21 protein-coding genes are annotated in these 26,550 nt (G+C 67.8%); 14 read left to right on the top strand and 7 right to left on the bottom strand.

Annotated elements, in window-relative coordinates:
* Window positions 1–34: 34 nt before the first annotated feature.
* Both ACI766_RS04085 and ACI766_RS04080 read right to left on the bottom strand, forming a co-directional pair.
* Window positions 35–523 carry a DUF934 domain-containing protein gene (locus ACI766_RS04085; protein ID WP_003093457.1) on the bottom strand — a complete coding sequence of 163 codons (489 nt, stop codon included), beginning with the start codon at window positions 521–523 and terminating at the stop codon, window positions 35–37.
* Window positions 520–2,193: a nitrite/sulfite reductase gene (locus ACI766_RS04080; RefSeq protein ID WP_019371445.1), complete on the bottom strand. Its 1,674-nt coding sequence runs from the start codon at window positions 2,191–2,193 to the stop codon at window positions 520–522. The genes ACI766_RS04085 and ACI766_RS04080 overlap by 4 nt, the downstream gene beginning before the upstream one ends.
* 105 nt (window positions 2,194–2,298) lie before the next feature.
* Here ACI766_RS04080 and ccoG point away from each other — a divergent pair, with 105 nt between their 5' ends.
* From ccoG to ACI766_RS04060, 4 genes are all read left to right on the top strand, one after another.
* Entirely contained in the window at window positions 2,299–4,020 is a 1,722-nt protein-coding gene (ccoG, locus tag ACI766_RS04075) for a cytochrome c oxidase accessory protein CcoG (RefSeq protein ID WP_074235047.1), read from the top strand.
* A 97-nt stretch (window positions 4,021–4,117) separates the two neighbouring features.
* A complete protein-coding gene (gene mapR / locus ACI766_RS04070) occupies window positions 4,118–5,533 on the top strand; it encodes a GntR family transcriptional regulator MpaR (protein ID WP_003101248.1) in 1,416 nt (471 codons plus the stop codon).
* Between the two features lie 263 nt (window positions 5,534–5,796).
* Window positions 5,797–7,224, top strand: a complete 1,428-nt coding sequence (gene ccoN, locus ACI766_RS04065) for a cytochrome-c oxidase, cbb3-type subunit I (protein ID WP_003093467.1) — start codon at window positions 5,797–5,799, stop codon at window positions 7,222–7,224.
* A 78-nt stretch (window positions 7,225–7,302) separates the two neighbouring features.
* Window positions 7,303–7,545 (top strand): hypothetical protein, encoded by a 243-nt coding sequence (locus ACI766_RS04060; RefSeq protein ID WP_003093468.1) that lies wholly within the window; start codon window positions 7,303–7,305, stop codon window positions 7,543–7,545.
* A gap of 15 nt (window positions 7,546–7,560) precedes the next feature.
* Here ACI766_RS04060 and hpaR read toward each other — a convergent pair whose 3' ends face one another.
* Together hpaR and ACI766_RS04050 are read right to left on the bottom strand one after the other, a co-directional pair.
* Window positions 7,561–7,983: a homoprotocatechuate degradation operon regulator HpaR gene (gene hpaR, locus ACI766_RS04055; RefSeq protein WP_003093470.1), complete on the bottom strand. Its 423-nt coding sequence runs from the start codon at window positions 7,981–7,983 to the stop codon at window positions 7,561–7,563.
* A gap of 85 nt (window positions 7,984–8,068) precedes the next feature.
* Complete coding sequence (locus ACI766_RS04050) at window positions 8,069–9,277, bottom strand: Bcr/CflA family multidrug efflux MFS transporter (RefSeq protein ID WP_010793444.1); 1,209 nt, start codon at window positions 9,275–9,277, stop codon at window positions 8,069–8,071.
* 364 nt (window positions 9,278–9,641) lie between these two features.
* Here ACI766_RS04050 and ACI766_RS04045 point away from each other — a divergent pair, with 364 nt between their 5' ends.
* Window positions 9,642–10,898 (top strand): OprD family porin, encoded by a 1,257-nt coding sequence (locus ACI766_RS04045; protein ID WP_003118192.1) that lies wholly within the window; start codon window positions 9,642–9,644, stop codon window positions 10,896–10,898.
* A 28-nt stretch (window positions 10,899–10,926) separates the two neighbouring features.
* Here ACI766_RS04045 and tyrS read toward each other — a convergent pair whose 3' ends face one another.
* The gene (tyrS, locus tag ACI766_RS04040) at window positions 10,927–12,165 is read right to left on the bottom strand and encodes a tyrosine--tRNA ligase (protein WP_003105684.1); all 1,239 of its coding nucleotides are present in this window, start codon (window positions 12,163–12,165) and stop codon (window positions 10,927–10,929) included.
* 758 nt (window positions 12,166–12,923) lie between these two features.
* Here tyrS and ACI766_RS04035 point away from each other — a divergent pair.
* The 7 genes from ACI766_RS04035 (at window position 12,924) to ACI766_RS04005 (ending at window position 21,679) form a co-directional block, all read left to right on the top strand.
* A complete protein-coding gene (locus ACI766_RS04035) occupies window positions 12,924–13,223 on the top strand; it encodes a hypothetical protein (RefSeq protein WP_003093477.1) in 300 nt (99 codons plus the stop codon).
* Between the two features lie 131 nt (window positions 13,224–13,354).
* Window positions 13,355–15,148 carry a cholesterol oxidase substrate-binding domain-containing protein gene (locus ACI766_RS04030; RefSeq protein ID WP_003454247.1) on the top strand — a complete coding sequence of 598 codons (1,794 nt, stop codon included), beginning with the start codon at window positions 13,355–13,357 and terminating at the stop codon, window positions 15,146–15,148.
* Window positions 15,149–15,456: 308 nt separating this feature from the next.
* Complete coding sequence (locus ACI766_RS04025; RefSeq protein ID WP_003093484.1) at window positions 15,457–15,756, top strand: hypothetical protein; 300 nt, start codon at window positions 15,457–15,459, stop codon at window positions 15,754–15,756.
* A 96-nt stretch (window positions 15,757–15,852) separates the two neighbouring features.
* Entirely contained in the window at window positions 15,853–17,109 is a 1,257-nt protein-coding gene (locus tag ACI766_RS04020; protein WP_004351723.1) for an HlyD family secretion protein, read from the top strand.
* Between the two features lie 9 nt (window positions 17,110–17,118).
* On the top strand, window positions 17,119–19,278 hold the full coding sequence (locus ACI766_RS04015) for a peptidase domain-containing ABC transporter (protein WP_003105688.1): 2,160 nt from the start codon (window positions 17,119–17,121) through the stop codon (window positions 19,276–19,278).
* Window positions 19,278–20,693: a TolC family protein gene (locus tag ACI766_RS04010; RefSeq protein ID WP_003118187.1), complete on the top strand. Its 1,416-nt coding sequence runs from the start codon at window positions 19,278–19,280 to the stop codon at window positions 20,691–20,693. The genes ACI766_RS04015 and ACI766_RS04010 overlap by 1 nt, the downstream gene beginning before the upstream one ends.
* 95 nt (window positions 20,694–20,788) lie before the next feature.
* Complete coding sequence (locus tag ACI766_RS04005; protein WP_003093500.1) at window positions 20,789–21,679, top strand: LysR family transcriptional regulator; 891 nt, start codon at window positions 20,789–20,791, stop codon at window positions 21,677–21,679.
* On the opposite strand, the gene ACI766_RS04000 is transcribed toward ACI766_RS04005, so the two are convergent.
* Together ACI766_RS04000 and ACI766_RS03995 are read right to left on the bottom strand one after the other, a co-directional pair.
* Complete coding sequence (locus tag ACI766_RS04000; protein WP_003104796.1) at window positions 21,666–22,277, bottom strand: LysE family translocator; 612 nt, start codon at window positions 22,275–22,277, stop codon at window positions 21,666–21,668. The genes ACI766_RS04005 and ACI766_RS04000 overlap by 14 nt on opposite strands.
* Window positions 22,278–22,481: 204 nt before the next feature.
* Window positions 22,482–24,359, bottom strand: coding sequence for a sigma-54-dependent Fis family transcriptional regulator (locus ACI766_RS03995; RefSeq protein ID WP_003104795.1), 1,878 nt, complete (start codon window positions 24,357–24,359; stop codon window positions 22,482–22,484).
* A 331-nt stretch (window positions 24,360–24,690) separates the two neighbouring features.
* Between ACI766_RS03995 and ACI766_RS03990 the strand changes: the two genes are divergently transcribed.
* On the top strand, window positions 24,691–25,491 hold the full coding sequence (locus ACI766_RS03990) for an SDR family NAD(P)-dependent oxidoreductase (protein WP_023089479.1): 801 nt from the start codon (window positions 24,691–24,693) through the stop codon (window positions 25,489–25,491).
* Window positions 25,488–26,528 carry an ATP-NAD kinase family protein gene (locus ACI766_RS03985; RefSeq protein WP_003112999.1) on the top strand — a complete coding sequence of 347 codons (1,041 nt, stop codon included), beginning with the start codon at window positions 25,488–25,490 and terminating at the stop codon, window positions 26,526–26,528. Before ACI766_RS03990 ends, ACI766_RS03985 begins: the two co-directional genes overlap by 4 nt.
* The last annotated feature ends 22 nt before the right edge of the window (window positions 26,529–26,550 follow it).

Here is a 26,550-nt window from a genome sequence, read left to right as displayed (position 1 = left end):
CGGCAGGTATCGGCGTCGGTCCGGGGGCGTATGCCTAGCGTCGGCGGAACAACGGTCGCGGCTCGATCGCCGAGCGGCCGTAGAGCACGCTCAAGCCCGCCAGCCCCTTGAGCGCATCCTCGACGTTCTTGTCCTCGCGCACCGCGAAGGCATCGAAGCCGCACTGGCGCATATGGCTGAGCTGGTCGCGCAACACGTCGCCCACTGCGCGCAACTCGCCGCTCCACCCCAGGCGCACGCGCAGCAGGTAGGCCAGGCTGTAGCCACGACCGTCGCGGAAGCTGGGGAAGTCGACGGCGATCAGCGGCAGCTCGGCGAAGTGCGGCAGCAAGGCCTCCACCTCATCGTCCGGCGCCAGCCAGGGCGCGGCGGCTCCGGCCTCGCCGCGGCGCTCCAGCCAGGCCGCCAGAGGCAGCAGCAACGGCCCCGGCGGCAGCGCGTCGGGCAACTCGCGCAGGAGTTGCCAGGGATCGTCGCGGCAGACCTCGGCGACGCCATCGCGCAAACGGATCAGGTTGTTCATGCCGGTTCCTCCATCCTGGCGTAGACCCGGGCCTTGAACGGCTCCAGGCCGACCCGGTTGAAGGTGTCGATGAAACGTTCCGGGCCGACCCGCAGGTCGGTGAAGGTTTCGACGATCCGTTCGATCACCGCCGGCACCTCGGCAGCGCTGAACGATGGCCCGATCACCTTGCCCAGCGCGCTGTCCCTGCCCTGGGCGCCGCCGAGGGTGACCTGGTACCACTCGCTGCCGTTCTTGTCGACGCCGAGGATGCCGATGTTGCCGATGTGGTGGTGGCCGCAGGCGTTCATGCAGCCGGAGATGTTCAGGCTAAGCTCGCCGATGTCGTGCAGGTGGTCGAGGTCCTCGAAGCGCTGCTGGATACCCTGGGCGATGGGGATCGACTTGGCGTTGGCCAGCGCGCAGTAGTCGCCGCCGGGACAGGCGATGATGTCGCTGAGCAGGCCTTGGTTAGGCGTGCCGAGGCCGGCTGCGCAAGCCTCGCGCCACAGCGCGTGGAGGTTCTCCAGGCGCACGTCGGGGAGCACCAGGTTCTGTTCGTGGGCCACACGGATCTCGCCGAAACCGTAGCGCTCGGCCCAGTCGGCGACGCGTTCCATCTGCTCCGCGGTGACGTCGCCCGGCGGCGCGCTGGCGCCGGGCTTGGTCGACAGCACCACCGAGGCGTAGCCCGGCACCTTGTGCGCCTGGACGTTGCGCGAGGCCCAGCGGGCGAAGGCCGGATCGGCCGCACGGGCGCTGCCGTAGGCCAGCTCGCCGTCGGCCGGCGGCAGGTAGCGCGGCAATACGAAGCGCTCGGCGACCCGCTGGCACTCCTCGGCAGTCAGTTGCGCCGGGCCGTCGCGCAGGTGCTGCCACTCTTCCTCCACCTCGCGGGCGAAAGCCTCGATGCCCAGCGCCTTGACCAGGATCTTGATCCGCGCCTTGTACTTGTTGTCGCGCCGGCCGTAGCGGTTGTAGACCCGCAGGATCGCCTCGACGTAAGACAACAGGTGCTGCCAGGGCAGGTCGTCGCGGATCACCTGGCCGAGCATCGGCGTGCGTCCCAGGCCGCCGCCGACCAGGACCCGCAGGCGCAACTCGCCGGCGTCGGGGTGGCGGTAAAGGTACAGGCCGATGTCGTGCATCTGCACCGCGGCGCGGTCTTCCACCGCCGAACTGAGGGCGATCTTGAACTTGCGCGGGAGGAACAGGAACTCCGGGTTCACCGTCGACCACTGGCGCAGGATCTCGGCCAGCGGCCGGGGGTCGGTCCATTCGTCCGCGGCGACCCCGGCGAAGGCTTCGGTGGTGATGTTGCGCACGCAGTTGCCGGAGGTCTGGATCGCATGCATCTGCGCGCCGGCGAGGTGTTCGAGGATATCGCCGACCTGCTCCAGTTCGATCCAGTTGAACTGGATGTTCTGCCGCGTGGTGAAGTGCCCGTAGCCGCGGTCGTAGTGCCGGGCGACGTGCGCCAAGGCGCGCAGTTGCGGCGACGAGAGGGTGCCGTAGGGAATCGCCACGCGCAGCATGTAGGCGTGCTTCTGCAGGTACAGGCCGTTCTGCAGGCGCAGCGGGAGGAACTCCTCCTCGCTCAGTTCGCCGTCGAGGCGGCGGGCGATCTGGTCGCGGAACTGCGCCACCCGCTCGCTCACCAGCGCCTGGTCGTATTCGTCGTACTGGTACATCGCAAAGCCCTCATCGACAGGGTTTCTCCACCGATGACGGGCAGGGTGCGTGGCGAAGAAACCGGGGACCGGCTGCGCCCCTGTTTCTGGCGACAGGATGGGCCGGTGTTCACTGGCACCCACTATCGCCCGCGTACAGACAGCGAAACAGCGGCAGATTCCGCCGAAAAAAACACATCAGATGGCCGACGGCGGCGAATTCGTGCCGCCTGCGACCGGTTGCCACGGGGCGCATATCTGTACTGCCCGAGGTCGCCCGGCAACCCGCGGCAATGCTGGGCCGCTGCTTTCCGGAAGCATCTGATACGGTTTTTCCCGCTCGATCTGCCGCTGTTTCGCCCATCAGCCGGTTCCTATAGTCGCAACCGCCTCTCCAGCCTGATGGGCCTACGAAAAATGAGCGAAAGAATTCCCGCGATCCAGGTCGAGCCCGCCGCACCGGCCGCTCCGTCGAAACAGCCGCCCGCGCCCGGCAAGCTGCCGTCGGCGGTGAACGGCCCGATCTACACCCGCAGCTTCACCGGTCTGTTCCGCAACTTCCGCCGCCTCGGCGGCGGCCTGCTGTTCCTGCTGTTCTTCGGCACCCTGTGGCTGAACTGGAACGGCCGCCAGGCGGTGCTCTGGGACCTGCCCGAACGCAAGTTCTACATTTTCGGCGCGACCTTCTGGCCGCAGGACTTCATCCTGCTCTCGGCGCTGCTGATCATCGCCGCCTTCGGCCTGTTCTTCATCACCGTGTTCGCCGGCCGCGTCTGGTGCGGCTATACCTGCCCGCAGAGCGTGTGGACCTGGGTGTTCATGTGGTGCGAGAAGGTCACCGAGGGCGACCGCAATGCGCGGATCAAGCTCGACCAGGGTCCGGCGAGCGCCGCCAAGCTCTTGCGCAAAACGGCCAAGCACGCGCTGTGGCTGGGTGTGAGCCTGGTCACGGCGATCACCTTCATCGGCTACTTCACTCCGGTGCGGCCGCTGGTGGCCGACCTGTTCAGCTTCCAGCTGGACCTGGAAAGCCTGTTCTGGGTGCTGTTCTTCACCGCCGCCACCTATGTCAACGCCGGCTGGCTGCGCGAGCAGGTGTGCATCCACATGTGCCCCTACTCGCGCTTCCAGAGCGTGATGTTCGACAAGGACACCCTGATCGTGTCCTACGATGCCGCCCGCGGCGAGTCCCGCGGCGCCCGCAAGAAAGGCAGCGATCCGCGCGCCCAGGGGCTCGGCGACTGCATCGACTGCCAGCAGTGCGTGCAGGTCTGCCCCACCGGCATCGACATCCGCGACGGCCTGCAGATCGCCTGCATCGGCTGCGCCGCCTGCGTCGACGCCTGCGACTCGATCATGGACAAGATGGGCTATGAACGCGGCCTGGTGCGCTACACCTCGGAACGCGCCCTGGAAGGTGGCCAGACCCGCTTCCTGCGTCCACGCCTGGTCGGCTACGCGGCGGTGATGCTGGCGATGATCGGCGCCTTCGTCGTCGCCCTTGATGCCCGCCCGCTGGCCTCGCTGGACGTGACCCGCGACCGTGGGCTGTTCCGCGAGAACGCCGCCGGGCAGATCGAGAACATCTACACCCTCAAGGTCATCAACAAGACCCAGCAGCCGCAGCGCTATCGCCTGCAACTCGACGACGCGCCGGAGTTCCGCCTGCAGGGCGAGCACACCCTGAGCCTGAAGCCCGGCGAGATCCTCGACTTCCCGGTGTCGGTGGCCTCTACCGCCGAACGCGCCAGGGCCGGCTCGCAACCGCTGGCGTTCAGCCTGCGCGGCATCGACGACCCGAGCCTGGCGGTCGGCAGCACCAGCACCTTCGTTTCGCCGGCGCGCTGAGGAGGCCGCGATGAGGCATGACAACACGGTCCCGGCGCGCATAGAGTGGGCGCCAGCGGCCGTGCCCACGGCCAGCCAGGACAGCGGCCAGGACAAGATGAAGCGCTACGAGAAATTCGCCGACGAGATTGCCGAGCTGATCCGCACCGGCGTCCTCGCCCCCGGGCAGAAGGTGCCCTCGGTACGGCACGCCAGCCGTACCTACGGGGTCAGCGCTTCCACCGTGTTCCAGGCCTACTACCTGCTGGAAAGCCGTGGGCTGATCATGGCCCGCGCACGCTCCGGCTACTTCGTCTGCCAGCACGTGCAGCGGCCGCTGCCGGAACCGGAGATCAGCCCGCGCCAGGCCGACGCCACCGAGGTCGACGTCAGCGAGCTGGTGTTCTCCGTACTCAGTTCGATCAAGGACCCGGACACCGTACCCTTCGGCTCGGCGTTCCCCAGTCCGCAACTGTTTCCCCTGCCGCGCCTGGCGCGCTCGATGGCCCACGCGGTGCGCGACATGGACCCGCAATCGGTGGTCGCCGACATGACGCCGGGCAACCATGGCCTGCGCCGGCAGATCGCCCTGCGCTACATGGTCGGCGGCCTGCTGCTGCCGGTGGAAGAACTGGTCATCAGCAACGGCGCGCTGGAGGCACTCAACCTCTGCCTGCAGGTGGTCACCCGTCCCGGCGACCTGGTGGCCATCGAGGCGCCGGCGTTCTACGCCACCCTGCAGGTGCTGGAACGGTTGAAGCTGAAGGCGGTGGAAATCCCCGTGCATCCGCGCGAAGGCATCGACCTGGAAGTGCTCGCCGACAGCCTGGAGCGCCTGCCGATCAAGGCCTGCTGGTTCATGAGCAACTTCCAGAACCCGATGGGCGCGAGCATGGACGACGAGAAGAAACGCGCCCTCGCCGAGCTGCTGGCGCGCCACCAGGTGCCGATGATCGAGGATGACGTCTACGCCGAGCTGTACTTTGGCCAGCAGGCGCCGAAACCGGTCAAGGCCTACGACCAGGAAGGCCTGGTGATGCACTGCAGTTCCTTCTCCAAGAGCCTGGCGCCGGGCTACCGGGTCGGCTGGGTGGCCGGCGGACGCTACGCCGAGCAGATCGAGCGACTGAAGCTGATGACCAGCCTGTCGGCGTCGATCCCGGCCCAGGCGGCCATCGCCGACTATCTCCAGCACGGCGGCTACGACCGCCACCTGCGCAAGCTGCGCTACGCCCTGGAGACCCAGCAGAACGCCATGCTCGCGGCGGTGGCGCGTTACTTCCCCGAGCAGACCCGGGTCAGCCGTCCCAGCGGCGGCTACTTCCTCTGGCTGGAGTTGCCCGAGGCGGTCGACTCGCTGCGCCTGTTCCAACTGGCCCTGGCCCAGGGCATCAGCCTCGCCCCGGGGCCGATCTTCTCCGCCACCCGCCGCTTCGCCCATTGCGCCCGGCTCAACTACGGGCACCCGTGGAGCGCGCGGCAGGAGAAGGCGATGGAGACACTCGGGCGGATCGCCCAGTCGCTGGCGGGATGACGCCCCGCAGACGGAAAGCCACCCCGGCGTAGGGCGGATAACCGCGCGCGGTCATCCGCCATGATCGGCTCGCGTCCCCCATCCCGGTATGCGCCGCCGCCCTGCACGACCGCCTTCCCCCGCCCCATCTGATACCCAAATTCCATATCGACCTGAAGCTGTTTTACCCCCGCCCCAGCCCTTAGATTGCAGGCTCCGGCCGGCGCCCCGTCTCCCCCCTCGACGGCGGTCGCCGGCTGTTCATTTCTTTCGGGACTGTACAGATGAACAAAGCAACGACGGAACCTGCCTACAACTACAAGGTGGTTCGCCAGTTCGCCATCATGACCGTGGTATGGGGCGTGATCGGCATGGGGTTGGGCGTACTGATCGCCTCGCAACTGGTCTGGCCCCAGATGAACTTCGACCTGCCCTGGACCAGCTTCGGCCGCCTGCGGCCGCTGCATACCAACCTGGTGATCTTCGCCTTCGGCGGCTGCGCGCTGTTCGCCACCAGCTACTACACGGTGCAGCGTACCTGCCAGGTGCGACTGTTCTCCGACACCCTGGCCGCCTTCACCTTCTGGGGCTGGCAGGCGGTGGCGGTGATCCTGCTGGTCAGCCTGCCGCTGGGCAACACCACCACCAAGGAATACGCCGAGATCGAGTTCACCGGCGCGATCTGGCTGGCGATCGTCTGGGTCGCCTACGCGGTGGTGTTCTTCGGCACCCTGATCAAGCGCAAGGTCAAGCACATCTATGTCGGCAACTGGTTCTTCGGCTCGTTCATCCTGACCACCGCGATGCTGCACATCGTCAACCACATGTCGCTGCCGGTGAGCTGGTTCAAGTCCTACTCGATGTACTCCGGCGCCACCGATGCCATGGTCCAGTGGTGGTACGGGCACAACGCCGTAGGCTTCTTCCTGACCACCGGCTTCCTCGGCATGATGTACTACTTCGTGCCCAAGCAAGCCGGGCGCCCGGTCTACTCCTACCGGCTGTCCATCGTCCACTTCTGGGCGCTGATCACCCTGTACATCTGGGCCGGCCCGCACCACCTGCACTACACCGCGCTGCCGGACTGGGCGCAGTCGCTGGGCATGGTGATGTCGCTGATCCTCCTGGCGCCGAGCTGGGGCGGCATGATCAACGGCATGATGACCCTCTCCGGGGCCTGGCATAAGCTGCGCGACGACCCGATACTGCGCTTCCTGGTGGTGTCCCTGGCGTTCTACGGCATGTCCACCTTCGAAGGCCCGATGATGGCGATCAAGACCGTCAACGCCCTCTCCCACTACACCGACTGGACCATCGGCCACGTCCACGCCGGCGCCCTCGGCTGGGTCGCGATGATCACCATCGGCTCGCTCTACCACCTGATTCCCAAGGTCTACGGGGTCGAGAAGATGCACAGCGTCGGCCTGATCAATGCGCACTTCTGGCTGGCCACCATCGGCACCGTGCTGTACATCGCCTCGCTGTGGGTCAACGGCATTACCCAGGGCCTGATGTGGCGCGCGGTCAACGAGGACGGCACGCTGACCTACTCCTTCGTCGAGTCGCTGGTGGCCAGCCATCCGGGCTTCATCGTGCGCCTGGTCGGTGGCGGGTTCTTCCTCACCGGCATGCTGCTGATGAGCTACAACACCTGGCGCACGGTACGCCAGGCGCGCCCGGAAGGAATCCTCGCGGCGGCCCGCATGGCCTGAGCCGCGACAGCGCGTCCCTTCCCGAGCCTCGCCCGCCACGCTGCGGGCAAGGCTCGACAGCCGACGAGGAGAATCATCATGGAATTCAGCTGGAGCGAGATCCTGCTGGAGCTGCTGGCGGTCGCCGTGCTGTTCTTCGGCGTGCATTGGAGCCTGCGCCACGCCAAGACCCTGGACCAGGCGAGCATGCTGCCGTTCGCCGACGACGAGGAGGTGGCCCGCCGGGTCGAGCGGGAAACCGGCAGGAGCCGCACCGGCTGCGGCTGTCCCGGTCGCTGCCAGGGCGACTGCCGGCACTGGGACAAGAATTGGCCGGCATGACGCCGGCCAGTCGCTTCAGGGCTTTATCTTCTTCAGCTCGTTGAGCAGTTCCAGCAACTGCGCGAGCTTTTCCTCGCCGAACCGCTCCTGGATGCGCTGGTAGTTCTTCTCCATGTCGCCGCTCATGGAGACGAAGCACTGCTGGCCCTTTTCCGTCAGGTTCACGTAGACCCGCCGCTGGTCCTTGGGCGCCTTCCAGCGCCGGACGATGCCGTCGCGCTCCAGGCGCGCCAGCACGCCGGTCATGCTCGGGCGCAGGATGCAGGCCTGGTTGGCCAACTGGTAGCTCTCCATCTCGCCCTGCTGGCGCAGGATGCGGATCACCCGCCACTGCTGCTCGGTGAGGCCGTGCTGGTTGAGGGAGGGGCGGAAGAAACTCATCGCGGCTTCGCGAGCCTGCAACAGGGTCAGGGTCAGGGAGGGTCTTGGCGTTGACATAGGGTCCGAGCTTGGATGACTGGTTTCGAAAGTGCAGAAGAGTAGCGGAAAAAACACAGGCTGCATGCGGGTATGCAGAAGGAAATCAACGGTTTCCGCCGTGCAGGGCCAAGCCCAGCGCGAGCAGGCTGCCGACGCCGCAGACGGCCATCACCAGCGCCATCGGCAGCACGCCGGGCAGCGCCAGCCAGCCGACCGCCAGGCTGGCCAGGCAGCCGAGGCCGAACTGCCCGGACACCGCCACCGCCGAAGCCGCCCCGGCCTGTCCGGGATACAACGCCAGCAGGCTGGCGATGCAGTTGGCGCCGAGCAGGCCGGTGACGCTGACGAAGCACAGCAGGCCGGGCACCAGCGCCCACAACCCGCCCCGCTCGCCGAGCGCCGCATAGCCGAGGAGGAACAGCCCGGACACGCAGCCCAGCAGGCTGCCGGCCCGCAGCAGCGGCCGCGGACCGTGGCGGCGCACCAGGCGCGCGCTGCACCAGGTGGCGAGCATCACGCCGAGGATGTTCAGTCCGAAGAACCAGCCGAAGCGCTCCGCGCGCACGCCGAAATGCTCGATGAACACGAAGGGCGCGGCGCTGATGTAGGCGAACATCCCGGCGAACGCCAGCCCCATGCACAGCACGTAGCCCAGCGCGCGACGGTCGCCGAGCAGCCGCCCATAGGCGAGAAAGGCCTGGGCCAGGCTGCCGCCGCGGCGCTCCGGCGGGTGGCTTTCGGCGACCCGCCAGACCGCCAGCAGGCAGAGCCCGGCGAACAGCGCCAGGACCACGAACAACGCGCGCCAGCCGGCCCAGAGCATCAGGTAGCCGCCGAGCAGCGGCGCGGCCAGCGGTGCCAGCATGGTCACCATGTGCATCAATGCCAGCATCCGGGCGGCCTCGCCCAACGGATAGAGGTCGCGCACCATGGCCCGCGCCAGCACCGACGCGGCGCCGCCGCCGAGGGCCTGGAGCACCCTCAGCAGGACCAGTTGCCCCGCGCTGTCGGCCAGCGCGCAGGCCAGGCTGCTGAACAGGTACAAGGCGATACCGGCCAGCAGCACCGGGCGCCGGCCGAAACGGTCGGACAAGGGGCCGTAGAACAGCATGCCGACGCAGAAGCCGACCAGGAAGCCGCTGATGCTCCGCTGCACCTGGGCATCGCTGGCGCCGAGATCGGCGGCGATCGCCGGCAGGCTCGGCAGGTACATGTCGATCGACAGCGGGCCGAACGCCACCAGCGCCGACAACAGCAGCAACAGGCGTCGTTCGCCGCTTCCGACCTGAATCCTCGATGCACTCGCAGGCACGCTCGCCCTCCTCTTCTTCGCCTTTCGGTCCAGACGACACCGCCGTGCACGCGGATGCAAGTTCGCCGTCCGGGAAATCCTCGCGCCGCGACCTCGTTCACCCTGGCAGCGCGCGGGCCTGGCTCCTTTCGCGGGCCGACAACGTTAACAGATTAACCAAATGCGCAGAAGGCGAAAGATTCCAGGCTGGCTTCGCTCTCCAGCGCCTTACCGTCAATGCTCGATGAGCATGGAAAGGGGCAGAGGCTAGCGAAGCTTCCGGGAGGATCGCCAACACTTCATTAACAAGTTAACAATATGCTAAAACTCACCGTGCAATCGGCGTCACCCATACCTACAAGAACAACAACCAAGGGAAGAATCGATGATCACGGCATGCCCCCGCCCGTGCGCCTGGCGCAGCTATGCGCTTGGCCTCGGCCTCCTGCCCCTCGCCGCGCAAGCGGAATTCCTCGCGGACAGCAGCGCCCACCTCGACCTCCGCAACTTCTACCAGTTGCGCGACTACCGCCAGCACGATGCGCCCCAATCGCAGGCCGGCAACTGGTCGCAGGGCTTCGTCCTGCGCCTGCAATCCGGTTTCACCGACGGCCCGCTCGGCTTCGGCCTGGATGCTACCGGGCTGCTCGGCGTCAAGCTCGACTCGGGACGCGGGCGTAGCAACGATGGCACGCTGCCGTTCGGAGCGAATTCGAAGGAGCCGGTGGACGACTACAGTCACCTCGGCCTGACCGCCAAGCTGCGCTATTCGCAGACCCAGCTACAGGTCGGCATCCTCATGCCGCAACTGCCGGTGGCGTTCCGCGACGACGTGCGCCTGTTGCCGCAGACCTTCGACGGCGCGCTGCTGACCTCCAGCGAGATCGAGGGTCTCACCCTCACCGCGGGGCAATTGTGGAAGTCGCGCACTCGCGAGTCGGCCGGCAGCGACGACATGTACATCATGGGCCGCGACAAGGCCCACGCCAGCGACGAGTTCAATCTCGCCGGCGCGACCTACGCCTTCACCCCTCGGCTCAGCGCCAGCTATTACTACGGCCAGCTCAAGGACATCTACCGACAGCACTATCTCGGCCTGCTGCACACCCTGCCGCTGGGCGAAGGGCTGTCGCTGCGCAGCGACCTGCGCTACTTCGACAGCGGCGAAGACGGCGCGGCGATCTCCGGGCCGGTGGACAATCGCAACCTCAACGCCATGCTCACCCTGCGCGCCGGCGCCCACGCCTTCGGCATCGGTGTCCAGAAGATGATCGGCAACGACGCCTTTCCGGTGCTCAACGGCTACACCACGCCCTACGTGGCCAACCTCATGGCCTACCAGACCTTCACCCGACCGCAGGAGAAATCCTGGCAACTGCGCTACGACTACGACTTCGCCGGCCTCGGCCTGCCCGGCCTGAACCTCATGACCCGCTATGTACAGGGCCGCGACATCGACCGCGGCGCCGGCCGTGCCGACGACAGCGAATGGGAGCGCAACACCGACCTGTCCTACGTGATCCAGAGCGGACCGCTGAAGAGCGTCGCCTTGAAATGGCGCAACATCACCTACCGCAGCCGCTACGGTGCGGACCTGGACGAGAACCGCTTCATCGTCAATTACACGCTAAAGCTCTGGTGAAGCGCGGCCCCTTGGGGCCGCAGGCACCTCAATCCTCGAGTCGCAGGTGCAAATGCTGCTTCTTGCCCAGGCTCAGGCGCAGCCCGTCGACCTCGCCCGCCAGCGGCGCGTCCGGATCGCTGACCGGCGTGCCGTCCAGGCGCAGGCCGCCGCCGGCGGCGAGGCGGCGGACCGCGCTGCGGGAGGGCTGGATCGCGTGTTCCAGCAGCAGGTCGGTCAGCGACAGTCCCTGCGCCAGGCGCGCGCGGGATAGCTTCATCACCGGCAGGCCGCTGTCCCGCGTACCGTCGGCGAACACCCCGCGCGCGGCATCGGCGGCGGATCGCGCGGCGTGCTCGCCGTGCGCCAGGGCGGTGGCGGCATTGGCCAGGACCACCTTCGCTTCGTTCAGCTCGGCGCCCTGCAAGGCGCCCAGGCGGCGCACCTCATCCATCGGCAGTTCGCTGAACAGGGCGAGGAAGCGACCGACGTCGCGATCATCGCAGTTGCGCCAGAACTGCCAGAAGTCGAACGGCGCCAGGCGCTCGGCGTTGAGCCATACCGCACCCTGCGCCGACTTGCCCATCTTGCGCCCGTCACTGGTGGCCAGCAGCGGCATGGTCAGGCCGAACAGCTGGGCGCCGCCCTGGCGTCGCGACAGCTCCACGCCGTTGATGATGTTCGCCCACTGGTCGGCGCCGCCGAGTTGCAGGGTGCAGCCGCGCCGGCGCGACAGTTCGACGAAATCGTAGGCCTGCAGCAGGGTGTAGCCGAACTCGAGGAACGACAGCGAATGCTCGCGGTCCAGGCGCTGCCTGATGGCGTCGAAGGTCAGCAGGCGGTTGATCGAGAAGTGCCGGCCGACCCGGTCGAGGAACTCCAGGTAGCCGACGCCGTCCAGCCATTCGGCGTTGTTCACCAGGCTGTCGTCGTGCAGTTCGACGTAGCGCGAGAAAACCCGGGCGATGCCGTCGATATTGGCCTGGATCTGCGCCTCGGTGAGGATCGGCCGGCTCGAATCGCGGAAGCTCGGATCGCCGATCCGGGTGGTCGCGCCACCGATCAGCAGCAACGGGCGGTGCCCGGCCTTCTGTAGCCAGCGCATCAGCATCAGGCCCTGCAGGTGGCCGACGTGCAGGCTGTCGGCGGTGGCGTCGAAGCCCAGGTAGGCGGTTGCCGGACCGGCGGCCAGGTGCGCGGCGAGGCCGTCGCGGTCGGTGCACTGGTGGACGAAGCCACGCTCTTCGAGCAGGGCGATCAGGTCTTGCTGATGGGTCGGGACGGACACGGGTATCTCCTTTGGCACGGTGGATGCCCGAGGAGACAGGTTGGGAGGGAGTTCACCGGACCGCCGCCTCGGGCGGTTCGGGAATGCAGCGACGCATCTACCGCCTCAATGAGGGAGCAGATAGGCGTAATAGCGCTTGAAGGTCAGGGCTGCACGATTCATGCGCGGCACTCTACGCGCCTGTGCCGGGCTGTCAAGACTGGAAAGCGCCTCGACACGAACCGAAGCACTTCCCCGCAACAGAAGCGCAGCCTGGGAAAGTTTGCCCGCCAGTTATCCGCACAAATTTATGACGCCGGTTTCTCTACTTTGAAAAACAACGCAAGACCGGACATGGACTTCAATAACTCGACCGGAAGAAACCTATCAGCAAGGCAGTTGAATTTTTTCCGAAAGCAATAATTCGATACTTTTCTGGATTGGCGCATCATCTCATAAAAATAGCGAACCGCTTCCCAGTACCCACGAATATCAATGGATCAGCAATATCCAGATGCTTATCGCGGCATTCGAAAAAACATCGACCAATTCCACTGACAGAATATCGGCGTCATTTGCCTAGCATGGATATTCCAGGTTCACCCTATCAACTTCCCAGATTGACACTCTCGCCGGCAGATCAGTAATTTTCAGCGACCAGCCGGCAAAGTACTTTTCCAGAGCGGCTGGCAACCGATAGTCACTCTATCTTCGCAAACCGATGTTTATGCGAGAGGGCCGGCTATCGCTCAAAACTTGATTGATGAAGGAATAGCGCCATGCAACTCGCCACACTTCAGGAACTGAGCTTCGATGAAATCGACCAGGTATCGGGCGCCGGACTCTTCAGCTTCGTCGGCGATGCCATCGTCGATGTGGTCAAGGTGTCCAACGACCTGCTCAACACGTCGGTCATCTCTTCGGTCGGCAAGGTGTTCAACGCCGTCGGCCTGACCCCCATCCATCAACTGGCCGACACCCTCGGCTACGGCGTGTTCAAGGGCGTCGCCGCGGTCGGCGGCCTGCTCGGCGGCGACACCAGCCGCATCGATTACCACTACGACACCGAGTGGACCTGATCCCAGGACCTCGGCCCGCTCCCGTCGCGGAGCGGGCCTCCACCGTCGCCGGAGACCCGGACGCCCCCGGCGGCGACCCAGGACCCGGCAACCGGGAAGGGGCGACCAGCGCCCCGATCAGGAGAACCGCCATGCACGACCTCATCCAGCACGCCGACGCCTTCGTCGGCGATCCCGACCAGGAATCCGGCGGCCTGTCGCGCCGCAGCTTCCTCGGCAAGAGTGCCACGCTCGGCGCGGTCGGCCTGGTGGCCGGCTGGACCCCGGCCTTCGTCATCCAGCCCGCCGAAGCCGCCGCCAGCAGTTGTCCGGCGCCGGCAGGCTTTCCGGCCGGCCTCGAACTTTATCGGCGGGCGTTCCGCAACTGGTCGGGGGAAATCGCCGCCGACGACCTCTGGAGCTGCGCCCCGCGCACCAACGAAGAGGTTCTCGCGGTGGTCAACTGGGCCTGGCAGAACGGCTTCAAGGTGCGCCCGCGCGGCATGGGTCACAACTGGTCCCCGCTGCTGCTGAAAGGCGGCGAGAACTGCGAGAGCCGCATCGTGCTGGTGGAAACCAGCCGTTACCTGACCCGCGTACGGATCGACGCCCAGGGCGAGTTCGGCCTGTTCAGCGCGCAGACCGGCGTCACCATGGAAGCCCTGCTGAAACAACTGGAGCGGGTCAAGCTCGGCTTCGTCGCCACGCCGGCGCCGGGCGACCTGACCCTCGGCGGGGTGCTCGCCATCGACGGCCACGGCACCGGCATCCCGGCGCAGGGCGAAAGCCGCCTGCCGGGGCAGAGCTACGGCTCCCTGAGCAACAGCATCGTGGCGCTGACCGCGGTGGTCTGGGACGGCGCCGCCGGAAAATACGTGCTGAAGACCTTCCGCCGCGACGATCCGGCCTGCGCGCCGTTCCTCGTCCACCTCGGACGCGCCTTCATCGTCGAGGCGACCCTCCAGGCCGGGGTCAACAAGCGCATGCGCTGCCAGAGCTACGTGAACATCCCGGCGAGCGAGATGTTCGCCGCAGCCGGCAGCGGCGGAAGGACCTTCGACAGCTTCCTGCAGAAAAGCGGACGCGCCGAGGCCATCTGGTTCCCCTTCACCGACAAGCCCTGGCTGAAGGTCTGGACGCCGACCCCGCGCTGCCCGTTCGGCGCCCGCGCGGTCAACGGCCCGTTCAACTACCCCTTCTCCGACAACATTCCCAAGGCGCTGTCCGACCTGCTGGCGGCGATCAACACCGGCCACCCGGAACTCACCCCGCTGCTCGGCAAGCTGCAGTACGACCTGGTAGTGGGCGGCATGGCGCTGACCCTGGGCTACGACCTGTGGGGCTGGAGCAAGGACCTGCTGCTGTACATCAAGCCCAGCACGCTGCGCGTCACCGCCAACGGCTACGCGGTGCTGACCCGGCGTCGCGACGTGCAGCGGGTGATCAACGAGTTCTACCTGCAGTACCAGACGATGGTCGCCGCCTACCGCGCCAACGGCCACTACCCCATGAACGGCCCGGTGGAGATTCGCGTCAGCGGGCTCGACCAGCCCGGCGAGTCGATCGTTCCCGGCGCCCAGGTGCCCAGCCTGTCGGCGATCCGTCCGCGCCCCGACCAACCGGAGTGGGACACGGCGATCTGGCTGGACATCCTCAGCCTGCCCGGTACCCCGCAGGCCAATGCCTTCTACCACGAGTTCGAGGCCTGGCTGTTCGACCACTTCAGCGGCGACTACGCCTCGCTGCGGGTGGAGTGGAGCAAGGGCTGGGGCTACAGCCCCGCCGCCGCCTGGGACGAGCCGACGGTGGTCGACCAGTTGGTGGCGCAGTCGCTACGCCAGGGCCTGGTCGCAGACAACGATTGGGACAGCGCGGTGCGCCAGTTGAACGAAGCCGATCCGCATCGGCTGTTCAGCTCGCCGCTGCTCGACCGGCTGATGCCATGAAATGCCGCTATGCGAGGCCGTACTGACTCGGACGAAGAGCGGTTGGCCGGAGCCGATATGAATGAGCCCTCGATACGGCGTTGACTTGTTCAACAGGTCTTATCGAGGTGTCGCACGAACCGGCCTTAATCATTCGCAAAGTTTACCCGGAGTGGCAAACCTTCATCCGCCGAATATTGAAACTCATTGTCAAACGAATTATCGAGCCCATGAAAAACCGCTAATCCTGGCAGTTCATCCCACTCTTTCGGATTAGTACCATCGAATGGCTTTCCAGACTCATGGGAAGCCTAAAGGAGATATATGAAATGAAAGAACTCAATGACATTGAAGTCACCTGCGTTTCGGGTGGAACTCTTTCCGGCATGATCGTAGGCGCCGTCGACGGCGCCGCGACGGGCATGGCAATCGGCGGGAAATGGGGCGGTGCCGGCGGCTTCGGCTTCGGCGCTCTTTCCCAGTTGGTCGGCCTGATCGTGCCAACCGCAATGGGCGCTATTGCCGGGGGCACGGTCGGTCTCTTCACCAATGCAGAGACGGCTGTCGGTTACTTGGGCCAATACCGGGAAAACTTCGGTCCCGGTGATGTAGGCCGCACCACCATCTAATTAGAAAAGTCGCACTCCGGCACTTCATGCGTTTGAACTTTCGCAAGGGTGTCGGAGTGTCATGCAAGTATTATTCGAATCCAGGATCCAGCCACCATGTTTCGCCAGGAAGCCCTCGACGCCCAGCATGCCGGCGGCCTGGGCGAGATCGTGCTGATCCGCCCGGTCTCCTTCACTTTTCTCACCCTGCTGGCCGCGGCGATGGCGCTGCTGGTGGTGGGCTTCTTCCTGTTCGGCAGCTACACCAAGCGCAGCACCGTCAGCGGCCAATTGGTGCCCGCCAGCGGCCAGGTCAAGGTGCACGCGCCGCAGGCCGGCATCGTGCTGCGCAAGTTCGTCCAGGAAGGCCAGGCGGTACGACGCGGCGAGCGCCTGATGGTGCTTTCCAGCGAACGCTACGGCAGCGATGCCGGCCCGGTGCAGGCCGGCATCAGCAGGCGCCTGGAACAACGCCGCGACTCCCTGCGCGACGAACTGGAAAAGCTTCGCCGCCTGCAAGACGACGAGCGCGACAGCCTGACCAGCAAGGTCGCCAGCCTGCAGCGCGAACTCACCACCCTCGCCGCCCAGACCGACAGCCAGCGACGCCTGCTGGCGCTGGCCAGCGACGCCGCCGCGCGCTACCAGGGGCTGATGGACAAGGGCTACATCTCCATGGACCAGTTGCAGCAGCGCCAGGCCGAGCTGCTCGGCCAGCGCCAGACCCTGCAAGGCCTGGAGCGCGAACGCACGTCGCTGCGGCAGCAGTTGACCGAGCGCCGCAACGAACTCGCCGGGCTTTCCGCGCGCCAGGCCAACCAGCTCGCGGAAACCCGCCGCCAGCTCAGCGCGGTGGAGCAGGACCTGGCCGAAAGCGAAGCCAAGCGCACCTTGCTGGTCACCGCGCCGGAGAGCGGCATCGCCACCGCCGTGCTCGCCGAAGCCGGGCAGACCGTCGACAGCTCGCGTCCGCTGCTGAGCATCGTTCCCGCCGACACCCCGTTGCAGGCCGAACTCTACGCGCCGAGCAAGTCCATCGGTTTCATCCGGCCGGGCGACGCGGTGCTGATCCGCTACCAGGCCTATCCGTACCAGAAGTTCGGCCAGTACCACGGCAAGGTGCAGTCGATCTCCCGCGCCAGCGTCTCCTATGCCGAGCTTTCCAGCATGGTCGGCGGCGTACCGGGGCTCGGCCAGGATGGCGAGCAGCTGTACCGGCTGCGGGTAACCCTCGACGACCAGGCGGTGACCGCCTACGGCCAGCCGCGTCCGCTGCAGAGCGGCATGCTGCTGGACGCCGACATCCTCCAGGACACCCGGCGCCTCTACGAATGGGTGCTGGAACCGCTCTACAGCCTGACCGGCAAACTCTAGGAACGACCCATGGCCTTTCTCGACGCTCTCGCCCTGCGCCTGGGCCGCCGCCTGCCGCTGGTGCTGCAGACCGAAGCCACCGAATGCGGCCTGGCCTGCCTGGCGATGATCGCCGGCTACCACGGCCACCATACCGGCCTGATGGAACTGCGCCGGCGCTTCTCCGTATCGCTCAAGGGCATCTCCCTCAAGCAACTGATCCAGACCGCCCACCGCCTCGGCCTGGGCACCCGCGCGGTGAAGCTCGACCTCGGCGACCTCGGCAAGCTCAAGCTGCCCTGCGTGCTGCACTGGAACTTCAACCACTTCGTCGTGCTCAAGGCGGTCGACGGGCGCGGCGCGGTGCTCCACGACCCCGCCCACGGCCAGCGCCGGCTGGGCCTGGAGGAAGTCTCGCGGAGCTTCACCGGGGTAGCCCTGGAACTCTGGCCGGAGAGCGGCTTCGAGAAACAGGAGGCGCCGCCGCGGATCAAGCTGCTGGGCATGCTCGGCAAGGTCACCGGGCTGTACCGCTCGCTGGCCCAGGTGCTGCTGCTCGCCGGCGCGCTGGAAGTGTTCTCGCTGATCAGTCCGTTCTTCCTGCAATGGACCATCGACAACGTCATCGTCAGCGAAGACCGTGACCTGCTCAGCACCCTGGCCATCGGCTTCGGCCTGTTGCTGCTGATGCAGCAGGCGGTCAGCGGGGTGCGCGCCTGGGTGATGATGCACATGAGCACCCTGCTCGGCGTGCAGTGGCAGGCCAACGTCTTCAGCCACCTGCTGCGGCTGCCCGCGCAGTATTTCGAGAAGCGCCACCTGGGCGACGTGGTGTCGCGCTTCGGCGCGGTGAACAGCATCCAGCAGACCCTCACCGCGGCCTTCCTCTCGGCGGTGCTGGACGGCCTGATGACCGTCGCCACCCTCGGCATGATGCTGCTCTACAGTCCGCCACTGGCGGCCATCGCCATCGCCGCCATGAGCCTCTACGCCCTCGGCCGCTGGATCTGGTACCGGCCGTTGCGCAACGCCACCGAGGAGCAGATCGTCCACGCCGCGCGCCAGCAGAGCCACTTCCTCGAGACGGTGCGCGGCATCCGCCCGCTGAAGCTGTTCCAGCGCCAGGACGAGCGCCGCTCGGTATGGCTCGGCCTGCTGGTGGAACAGATCAACGCCGGCCTGCGTACGCAGAAGCTGCAACTGTTCTACCAGCAGCTCAACGGCCTGCTGTTCGGCGTGGAGAACCTGCTGGTGATCTGGCTCGGCGCGACCATGGTGATGGACGGCCAGTTCAGCGTCGGCATCCTGATGGCCTTCAACGCCTACAAGTCGCAGTTCGACAGCCGCGTCGGCAGCCTGATCGACAAGTTCTTCGAGCTGCGCATGCTCCAGTTGCAGGGCGAGCGCCTGGCCGACATCGTGCTCCAGGCCCCGGAGGTCAGCCACGGCGACATCCTCCCGGAGAACCTCCGCGAGCGCGAGGCGAGCATCGAGATCCAGGGCCTGCGCTACCGCTACGCGGAACAGGAGCCCTGGGTCCTCGACGGCCTCGACCTGCGCATCGCCGGCGGCGAGTCGGTGGCCATCGTCGGCCCCTCGGGCTGCGGCAAGAGCACCCTGTTCAACGTCCTGCTGGGCATCCTCCCGCCAGTGGAGGGACAGATCCGCATGGCCGGCCTGGACCTTGCGCAACTGGGCCTGGACGGCCTGCGCGAACTGGTCGGCACGGTGCTGCAGGACGACGTGCTGTTCGCCGGTTCGCTCAGCGACAACATCAGTTTCTTCGACCCGCAACCGGACATGCCCTGGCTGCTGCAGTGCGCGCAGATGGCTGCCATCCACGATGACATCCAGGCCATGCCGATGGGCTACAACACCCTGGTCGGCGACATGGGCACGGTGCTCTCCGGCGGCCAGAAGCAGCGGGTGATGCTGGCCCGGGCGCTGTACAAGAAGCCGCGCATCCTGTTCCTCGACGAAGCCACCAGCCACCTCGACGTACACTGCGAACAGCGGGTCAACGCCGCCATTCGCGCGCTGCGCATCACCCGCATCATGGTCGCCCATCGGCCCGAGACCATCGCCTCGGCGGACCGCGTGATAGTCCTCGGCCAGGGCAAGGTAAGCCTCGACGAAAGCACCGCGCGCCTGGCCGAACGCCAGGCCGCCGCGGCGCGGGAGCAGGCCTGATGCGTGCCCTCGCCGGCCTGTTGTGCGGCCTGCTCGGCCTGGTTCCCGGCGCCGCCGCCTACGAGCCGGACGTGTTCGGCACCGCCGGCCAGGTCGCCGGCCAGGCGGTCTACGACCTCGGCGGCAGCGGTTTGCCCTGCCGCGGCGGGCCGCCACCGACCGAGCTGAGCCTGGAGGAAGCCATCGAGCGGATCCTCTGCCACGACCCACAGACCCGCCTCGCCTGGGCCAATGCCAAGGCCCAGGCGGCCCAGGTCGGGATCGGCAAGTCCGCCTACCTGCCGCGCCTGGACGGCCGTCTCGACGCCAGTCGCGGCTACAGCGACATGGATTATCGCGATGCCCCCTACCTCTCCGGCGACGGCCATCGCCACCGGCGTGGCGCCAGCCTCCAATTGAGCTGGGTGCTGTTCGACTTCGGCCGCCGCAGCGCCGCCCTGCGCAACGCCCAGCAGTTGCTGCTGGCGGCCAACGCCAGCCAGGACGCGACCCTGCAGAACACCTTCGCCCTCGCCGCCCAGGCCTACTACGACGCCCTCGCCGCCCAGCGCAGCCTGGCCGCCTCGCGGCAGGTCGCGGAGCTGGCGGCGCAGAACCTGGAAGCCGCCGACGCCAAGTACCGGGCCGGCGCCGCCGCCCTTTCCGATCGCCTGCAGGCGCAGACCGCGCTGTCCCAGGCGAGCCTCGCCCAGGTCCGCGACGAAGGCGCCCTGAGCAACGCCCTCGGCGTCATCGCCCTGCGCATGGGCCTGGCGCCGGATACCCCGCTGCGCCTCTCCGGCGAGCTGGAGGCGCAACCCGACACCGGCTTCGTCAAGGCCATCGACGAGATGCTCGCCGAAGCCCGCCGCGAGCATCCGGCGCTGCTCGCCGCCCAGGCGCGGCTGAAAGCCGCCGCCGCCTCGGTGGAGGAAAGCCGCGCCGCCGGCCGGCCGAGCCTGGCGCTGAGCGCCAACCTGGCACGCAGCCATAGCGACCAGGCGATGGCGTTCAACGGCGATACCCGCGAACGCGACCGCAGCATCGGCCTGCAACTGAACATCCCGTTGTTCGAAGGCTTCGAACGCACCTACCAGGTCCGCAACGCCCTGGCCCGCCGCGAAGCCAGCGAAGCGGAGCTGGCCGACACCGAGCAGCAGGTTTCGCTGGAGGTGTGGAACAACTACCAGTCGCTCAGCGTCGAGACCCGCAGCCTGGCGCGCACCCGCGAACTGGTCGAACAGTCGCGGCAAAGCCTGGAGGTGGTGCAGGGCCGCTACCGCTCAGGGGTCGGCAGCATGATCGAGCTGCTCAACGCCCTGACCGCCTACGCCAGCGCCGAGGACCAGCACATCCGCGCCCTCGGCAACTGGCAGACGTCGCGTCTGCGACTGGCGGCGAGCCTCGGTCGCCTGGGTTTCTGGAGCCTGCGCTGAAAAGCCCGGGAAGCGCCGCCGCTCTCTACCTCTCGCGCTTGTCCGGCTGGCCGCCATCGCGCAGGATGCACCCAGCCCCCGCGACGAGAGACCGCATGATCGACGACATCCGCTACCTGATCGTATTCGCCAAGATCGCCGAGACCGGCTCCGTCTCCGGCGGCGCCGAGGCGCTGGGCCTGAGCGCCGCGACCGCCAGCCTGCACCTGTCCAGGCTGGAACGGAACCTGGGCCGTGCGCTGCTCTACCGCAACAGCCGCAAGCTGTCGCTGACCCAGGACGGCACGCAGTTGCTGGACACCGCCCGCTCCATGCTGGAACTCTACGAGAAGGGCTTCATCGAGTTCCGCCAGCGCGCCGTCTCGACCCGCAACAGCCTGCGCATCTCGATGCCCGCGGTGTTCGTCAACGGCGACTTCACCCGTCACCTGGCAGCCTTCATCGAGGAGCATCCCGACCTCGACCTCGGCATCGCCTGCGACGACAGCCGCCACGACATCATCGGCGACGGCATCGACATCGCCTTCCGCATCGGCGACCTGCCGGACAGCTCGCTGAAGGCCCGTCACCTGTTCCTGCTGCCGCGCCAGGTAGTGGCGGCACCGGCATTCCTGGCCCGGCACGCGCCGCTGGAACACCCGCGCGACCTGCAGCGGCTGGAATGGATCGGGCTCGGCATGCGCCCCGACAGCCGGCTATTCCGTCATGCGCGGGACGACGAGGAGGTACGCGTCGACTACACCCCGCGGGTGCGCGTCGACAGCGTCGAAGCCTCCTGCCGCCTGGCCCGCCTCGGCGTCGGCCTGGCCGCGCCGCCGACCTACCTGAGCGACGAGCCGATCCGCCGCGGCGAGTTGCGCGCGGTGCTGCCGGAATGGCGCCTGGAGCCGTTGAAGGTGTATGCGGTGTGGCCGCCCAACGTACCCGCCAGCAGCATCGCCTATACCCTCATCAATCGCCTCTACGAGGCCTTCAATCCGGGCTAGCGGCGAGCTGCAGGTAGAGCATGTAGCCAGCGGTCAGCACCAGGGTGCCGCCCATCGCCCGATTGAACAGGCGCACCCGCCGGGGGCTGTCGAGCAGCAGCGCCACGCGGTCACCGAGCAGTGCCCAGGCGGCCAGCGAGAGGTAGCAGACCACCAGGTAGATGGCCATGAAGACCAGCAGCGGCGCGTGCGTGCTCGGGCTGGCGAACAAGGCCACGCCGGAAGCGCAGGCGATCCAGGCCTTGGGATTGAGCCATTGCAGGAGCACGCCCTGGAAGAACCCGGGGACCCCGTTTTCCTCCAGGGCCAGGCGTGGATCCGCGGTGGCGATGCGGTAGCCCACATGAGCGATGAACGCCGCGCCGGCCATCCCCAGGTAGTCGAAGAAGCGCGGGTAGGCCTCGATCGCGCGGACGAACCAGAAGCCGACGAAGGCCAGCAGCAGGACGAAGCCGAGGGTGGCGCCGGTGACGAACGGCAGGGTCCGGCGGAAACCATGGTTGGCGCCGGAAGCGACGATGGTCAGGTTCACCGGACCGGGGGAAATCGACAGGCTCAGGGAGAACGCGCCCATGGCGAGCAGCAGGGCTAGCGGCATGGGTCGAACTCCCCGGTCGGATTGCGGGCTGGCTGGTGCGGGGCGGGCATGGGTTTCCTCCGTAGGCTCCTGGCGGGGCGCGACCGAACGGGTTGCGCCGCTGCCCGGAACGCTACAGGGAAAGCCCACCGGCATTAACGGGGCAAGGCTCAAGGCTGGTTTTGATTTTCCGCGCTTGACGACTGCGCCGGCCGCCGGCGCACCTCAGTCGTCCGCCTGGCCCGGCATGCGGATGCCATGCCGGCGCACCCGCCGATACAGGGTCGCTCGCGAGATACCCAGTTCCCGCGCCGCGGCCATGGGTTTCCAGCGATGCCGCACGAGGGCGTCGAGCAGGGCGTCGCGCTCCGGACCGCCGCCGCTCTCGCACGCACTGGCCGGTGTCCGGCCTTCGCCACGCAGCTCTGCCGGAAGGTCGGCGAGTTGCAGGGTGGCGCCGCCGCACAGCGCGCAGGCGTAGCGCAACACATGCCGCAACTGGCGGACATTGCCCGGCCAGCGATAGCCGAGCAGGCATTCCAGGGCTGCCTCGCCGAGTTCGATGCGTACGCCGCAGTGCGCGGTTTCCTCGTCGAGGATGCGCCGGATCAGCGCCAGCCGGTCGCTGCGTTCGCGTAGCGGCGGCAGTTCGAAGCGGGCGCCGCCGAGGCGGAAGTAGAGATCCTCGCGGAAGCCGCCGGCCGCCACCAGCGCCGCCAGGTCGCGGTGGGTGGCGCAGATCACCTGGATATCCACAGCCTGCCGGCGCGCAGCCCCCAGCGGCGCCACCTCGCCCTCGGCCAGCACGCGCAGCAGGCGGGTCTGCAGGCCCAGCGGCATGTCACCGATCTCGTCGAGGAACAGGGTACCGCCATCGGCCTGCTGCAGCAGGCCGCGCATCCCTTTCGCCGCCGCGCCGGTAAAGGCTCCGCCAACGTAGCCGAACAGCTCGCTCTCGATCAGGCTTTCGGGAATCGCCGCGCAGTTGAGCGCGACGAAGGGTTTGTCGCGACGGGCGCTGGCCTGGTGCAACTGGCGGGCGAAAACCTCCTTGCCGGCGCCGGTCTCGCCCTGGATCAGCACCGGCAGGTTGCGGTCCTTGACCCGCACCGCCAGGCGCAGGCTTTCGGCGATGCGCGGGTCGAGCGCAGCGTCGTCGGGCACCTCGCGCTCCAGCCGCCGCGCCTTGGCCCGCGGCGCGCTGAGACGCACGTGCAGCTCGCCGGCCTGGCCGCGCAGCAGGCACGGCGCCTGGTCGGCGGCGGCGTGCAGGGCGTCGAGGTCGAACACCTCGCCGATGTGGCTCGGCACCTGCCCCAGGCGCTGCCGCAGGTAGTGCCGCGCCGCCGGGTTCAACGCCAGCAGGCGCCCATCGGCGTCCCAGGCGAACAGGTAGTCCGGCTGGCTGTCGACGTAGCCCGGCGCACGGTGCGCGCGCAGCACCCAATGGCCCTGGGCGCTGTGCATGAAGAAGGCGTTTTCGATCTCCCGCGCGCTCTGCGCCACCATCTGCCGGATCAGATGCTGGCTGCGGCGGTCGTCCGGCGATTGCACGGCGGAAACGTCGAGCACACCGAGCAACTCGCCCTGCGGATCGAAGACCGGCGCCGCGGAACAGGTCAGGTCGATGAAGGCGGCGCGGAAGTGATCGCGCTTGTGCACCGTCACCGCAGTCCTGTCGGTGAGTACGGCGGCCACCCCGCAGGTGCCCTCCTCGCCTTCCGACCAGCAGGTGCCGAGGTACAGCCCGGCCTTGCGGCAGTCGTTGCGGATGGTCGACTCGACACGGTAGTCGATGGTCCGCCCCTGGGCATCGGTGAGCAGTACGCAGTAGTCGGCATCGCGCACCCGTCCATGCAGTCGCGCCACCTCTTCGCTGGCGATGCGCAGGAACAGTTCGGAACGCTCGCGACATTCGTCGAGGAGGGTCTGCGAGAGAATCCGCGGCCCTTGCAGGGACCCCGGGTCGAGACGGTGCTGCTCCATGGAGCGGCGCCAGGAGTCGAGGATCGGCGTCGGCACCGGCGCCTGCGGCAGGCGCGCGGCGTTCCTCAGGACACGGCTGACACAGTCCACATGGTCCTTCGAGTGTGCGGAAAGCATGGGGCCTCCGTTGCTCGGCATCTTGTTGTTGTGCCGCCCATTAAGCGCCCATCGGCGACCCTCGACAAGCGCCGGGCCGCCACAGCCGACGACTGAGACGGAGCGTCTCAGCGTCTCGCCGGGAACCCGTGCGCGATGACATGGGTTGTCTCGCCGGACGTCGCCCCGGCGGTCGCCGGCCTTCCCATGCCGGCGCTCTACGACGGGCCTTCCGGCCGCCACGCCGCAACCTGGCATCGGCCTTGCTCCAGCCACGGCGACGGCAGGGCGGACTGTCCGCTCCTCCCAACGCCCTGCCGCATACACCTACAAGAACAATCAGAGGTGAAGCATGCACGCTACGTCGTCCGACGATTTCTCCCTGTCTTCCCGGGTCGCGCTGGTGACCGGCGCCGGACGCGGCATCGGCCGGGGCATCGCCCTCGCCCTGGCGCGCGCCGGCGCCGACGTGGCGGTGGCCGACCTCGATCCGCAGGTCGCCGAGGAAACCGCCGCCGCGATCCTCAGCCTCGGTCGCCGCAGCCTGGCCCTTGGGGTCGACGTCAGCGACGGCGACAGCGTCCGGGCGATGGTCGAGCGGGTCGCCACGGAGTTCGGCCGGCTCGACGTGGCGGTGAACAATGCCGGGGTGATCAGCATCCGCAAGGTCGCCGAACTCAGCCTCGCCGACTGGGACCGGGTGATGAACGTCAACGCCCGCGGCGTGTTCCTCTGCTGCCAGGCCGAACTGCCGCTGATGCAGGCGCAGCGCTGGGGGCGGATCGTCAACCTGTCATCGATCGCCGGCAAGGTCGGTCTCCCCGACCTCGCCCACTACTGTGCCTCGAAGTTTGCCGTGATCGGTTTCAGCAATGCCCTGGCCAAGGAGGTCGCGCGCGACGGGGTGACGGTCAACGCGCTCTGCCCGGGAATCGTCGGCACCGGAATGTGGCGCGGCGAGGACGGCTTGTCGGGCCGCTGGCGGCAGGCCGGCGAAAGCGAGGCGCAGTCCTGGGAACGCCACCAGGCCAGCCTGCTGCCCCAGGGCGAGGCGCAGACCGTCGAAGACATGGGCCAGCTCGTCGTCTACCTGGCCTGCGCGCCGCACGTCACCGGCCAGGCCATCGCCGTCGACGGCGGATTCTCGCTATGACCCCGCCCTCGCCGATCGTCGGCATCATCGCCAACCCGGCCTCCGGTCGCGACCTGCGTCGCCTCACCGCCCATGCCGGGCTGCACTCCAGCACCGACAAGGCATCGGTGGTGCAACGCCTGCTCGCCGCCTTCGGCGCCACCGGCATCCGCCATGCGTTGCTGCCGCCGGACATGACCGGCATCGCCGCCGCCGTGCTCCGGGCCAGCCAGACCCGCCAGGCCCGCGACGGCCACTGGCCGTTCCTGGAGTTCCTCGACATGCCGCTGCGCCAGAGCGTCGAGGATACCCGCCTGGCGGCGCGGCGCATGGTCGAGCGCGGCGTGGCGCTGATCGCCGTGCTCGGCGGCGACGGCACGCACAAGGCAGTGGCCGCCGAGGTCGGCGACGTCCCCCTGCTGGCGCTGTCCACCGGGACCAACAACGCCTTCCCGGAGCTGCGCGAAGCCACCGGCGCGGGGCTCGCCGGCGGCCTCTGCGCCAGCAACCGGGTGCCGCCGGAGATCGGCCTGCGACGCAACAAGCGCCTGCTGGTGCGCGAGCCGCGCCGCGGGCTCTGCGAGTGGGCGCTGGTGGACGTCGCGGTGTCGCCGCAGCCGTTCATCGGCGCCCGCGCCATCAGTCGCGCCGAAGACCTCGCCGAAGTCTTCGTCAGCTTCGCCGAACCCCACGCCATCGGCCTTTCGGCGCTTTGCGGACTGTGGTCGCCGGTGAGCCGCGAGGAGCCCCACGGCGCCTGGATGCGCCTGCATCCGGACGCCCGCGAGAGCCTGCTGGTGCCGCTGGCGCCGGGCCTGCTGGTGGGCTGCGGGGTCTCTGCCGCCGGCTACCTGCAACCCGGCGTGGCCCACGCACCGAGCCTGTCCAGCGGGACCCTGGCGCTGGACGGAGAGCGCGAGATCGAGTTCAGCGCCACCGACCGCCCGAGCATCACCCTCGACCCTTCCGGCCCGTTCAGCGTCGATGTGCCGGCCACCCTCGCCTACGCCGCCCGCCATCGCCTGCTGGCCGGCCAGCGAACCCCGATGACCCCGTGAAGACAACCTGGAGAACAACAAG

It is taken from the genome of Pseudomonas sp. DL (genome assembly GCF_047199225.1).
Classification (GTDB): Bacteria; Pseudomonadota; Gammaproteobacteria; order Pseudomonadales; family Pseudomonadaceae; genus Pseudomonas; species Pseudomonas aeruginosa.
Note: the sequence above shows the minus strand (reverse complement) of the source record. Positions and strands in the feature narration are given on the sequence as shown.

Excerpts from the sequence above, each read along its gene's own strand:
- ACI766_RS04085 (WP_003093457.1), bottom strand. The coding sequence starts at position 523 with ATGAACAACCTGATCCGTTTGCGCGATGGCGTCGCCGAGGTCTGCCGC.
- ACI766_RS04080 (WP_019371445.1), bottom strand. The coding sequence starts at position 2,193 with ATGTACCAGTACGACGAATACGACCAGGCGCTGGTGAGCGAGCGGGTG.
- mapR (WP_003101248.1), top strand. The coding sequence starts at position 4,118 with ATGAAGCGCTACGAGAAATTCGCCGACGAGATTGCCGAGCTGATCCGC.
- ccoN (WP_003093467.1), top strand. The coding sequence starts at position 5,797 with ATGAACAAAGCAACGACGGAACCTGCCTACAACTACAAGGTGGTTCGC.
- ACI766_RS04060 (WP_003093468.1), top strand. The coding sequence starts at position 7,303 with ATGGAATTCAGCTGGAGCGAGATCCTGCTGGAGCTGCTGGCGGTCGCC.
- hpaR (WP_003093470.1), bottom strand. The coding sequence starts at position 7,983 with ATGTCAACGCCAAGACCCTCCCTGACCCTGACCCTGTTGCAGGCTCGC.
- ACI766_RS04045 (WP_003118192.1), top strand. The coding sequence starts at position 9,642 with ATGATCACGGCATGCCCCCGCCCGTGCGCCTGGCGCAGCTATGCGCTT.
- ACI766_RS04035 (WP_003093477.1), top strand. The coding sequence starts at position 12,924 with ATGCAACTCGCCACACTTCAGGAACTGAGCTTCGATGAAATCGACCAG.
- ACI766_RS04030 (WP_003454247.1), top strand. The coding sequence starts at position 13,355 with ATGCACGACCTCATCCAGCACGCCGACGCCTTCGTCGGCGATCCCGAC.
- ACI766_RS04025 (WP_003093484.1), top strand. The coding sequence starts at position 15,457 with ATGAAAGAACTCAATGACATTGAAGTCACCTGCGTTTCGGGTGGAACT.
- ACI766_RS04020 (WP_004351723.1), top strand. The coding sequence starts at position 15,853 with ATGTTTCGCCAGGAAGCCCTCGACGCCCAGCATGCCGGCGGCCTGGGC.
- ACI766_RS04015 (WP_003105688.1), top strand. The coding sequence starts at position 17,119 with ATGGCCTTTCTCGACGCTCTCGCCCTGCGCCTGGGCCGCCGCCTGCCG.
- ACI766_RS04010 (WP_003118187.1), top strand. The coding sequence starts at position 19,278 with ATGCGTGCCCTCGCCGGCCTGTTGTGCGGCCTGCTCGGCCTGGTTCCC.
- ACI766_RS04005 (WP_003093500.1), top strand. The coding sequence starts at position 20,789 with ATGATCGACGACATCCGCTACCTGATCGTATTCGCCAAGATCGCCGAG.
- ACI766_RS04000 (WP_003104796.1), bottom strand. The coding sequence starts at position 22,277 with ATGCCGCTAGCCCTGCTGCTCGCCATGGGCGCGTTCTCCCTGAGCCTG.
- ACI766_RS03995 (WP_003104795.1), bottom strand. The coding sequence starts at position 24,359 with ATGCTTTCCGCACACTCGAAGGACCATGTGGACTGTGTCAGCCGTGTC.
- ACI766_RS03990 (WP_023089479.1), top strand. The coding sequence starts at position 24,691 with ATGCACGCTACGTCGTCCGACGATTTCTCCCTGTCTTCCCGGGTCGCG.
- ACI766_RS03985 (WP_003112999.1), top strand. The coding sequence starts at position 25,488 with ATGACCCCGCCCTCGCCGATCGTCGGCATCATCGCCAACCCGGCCTCC.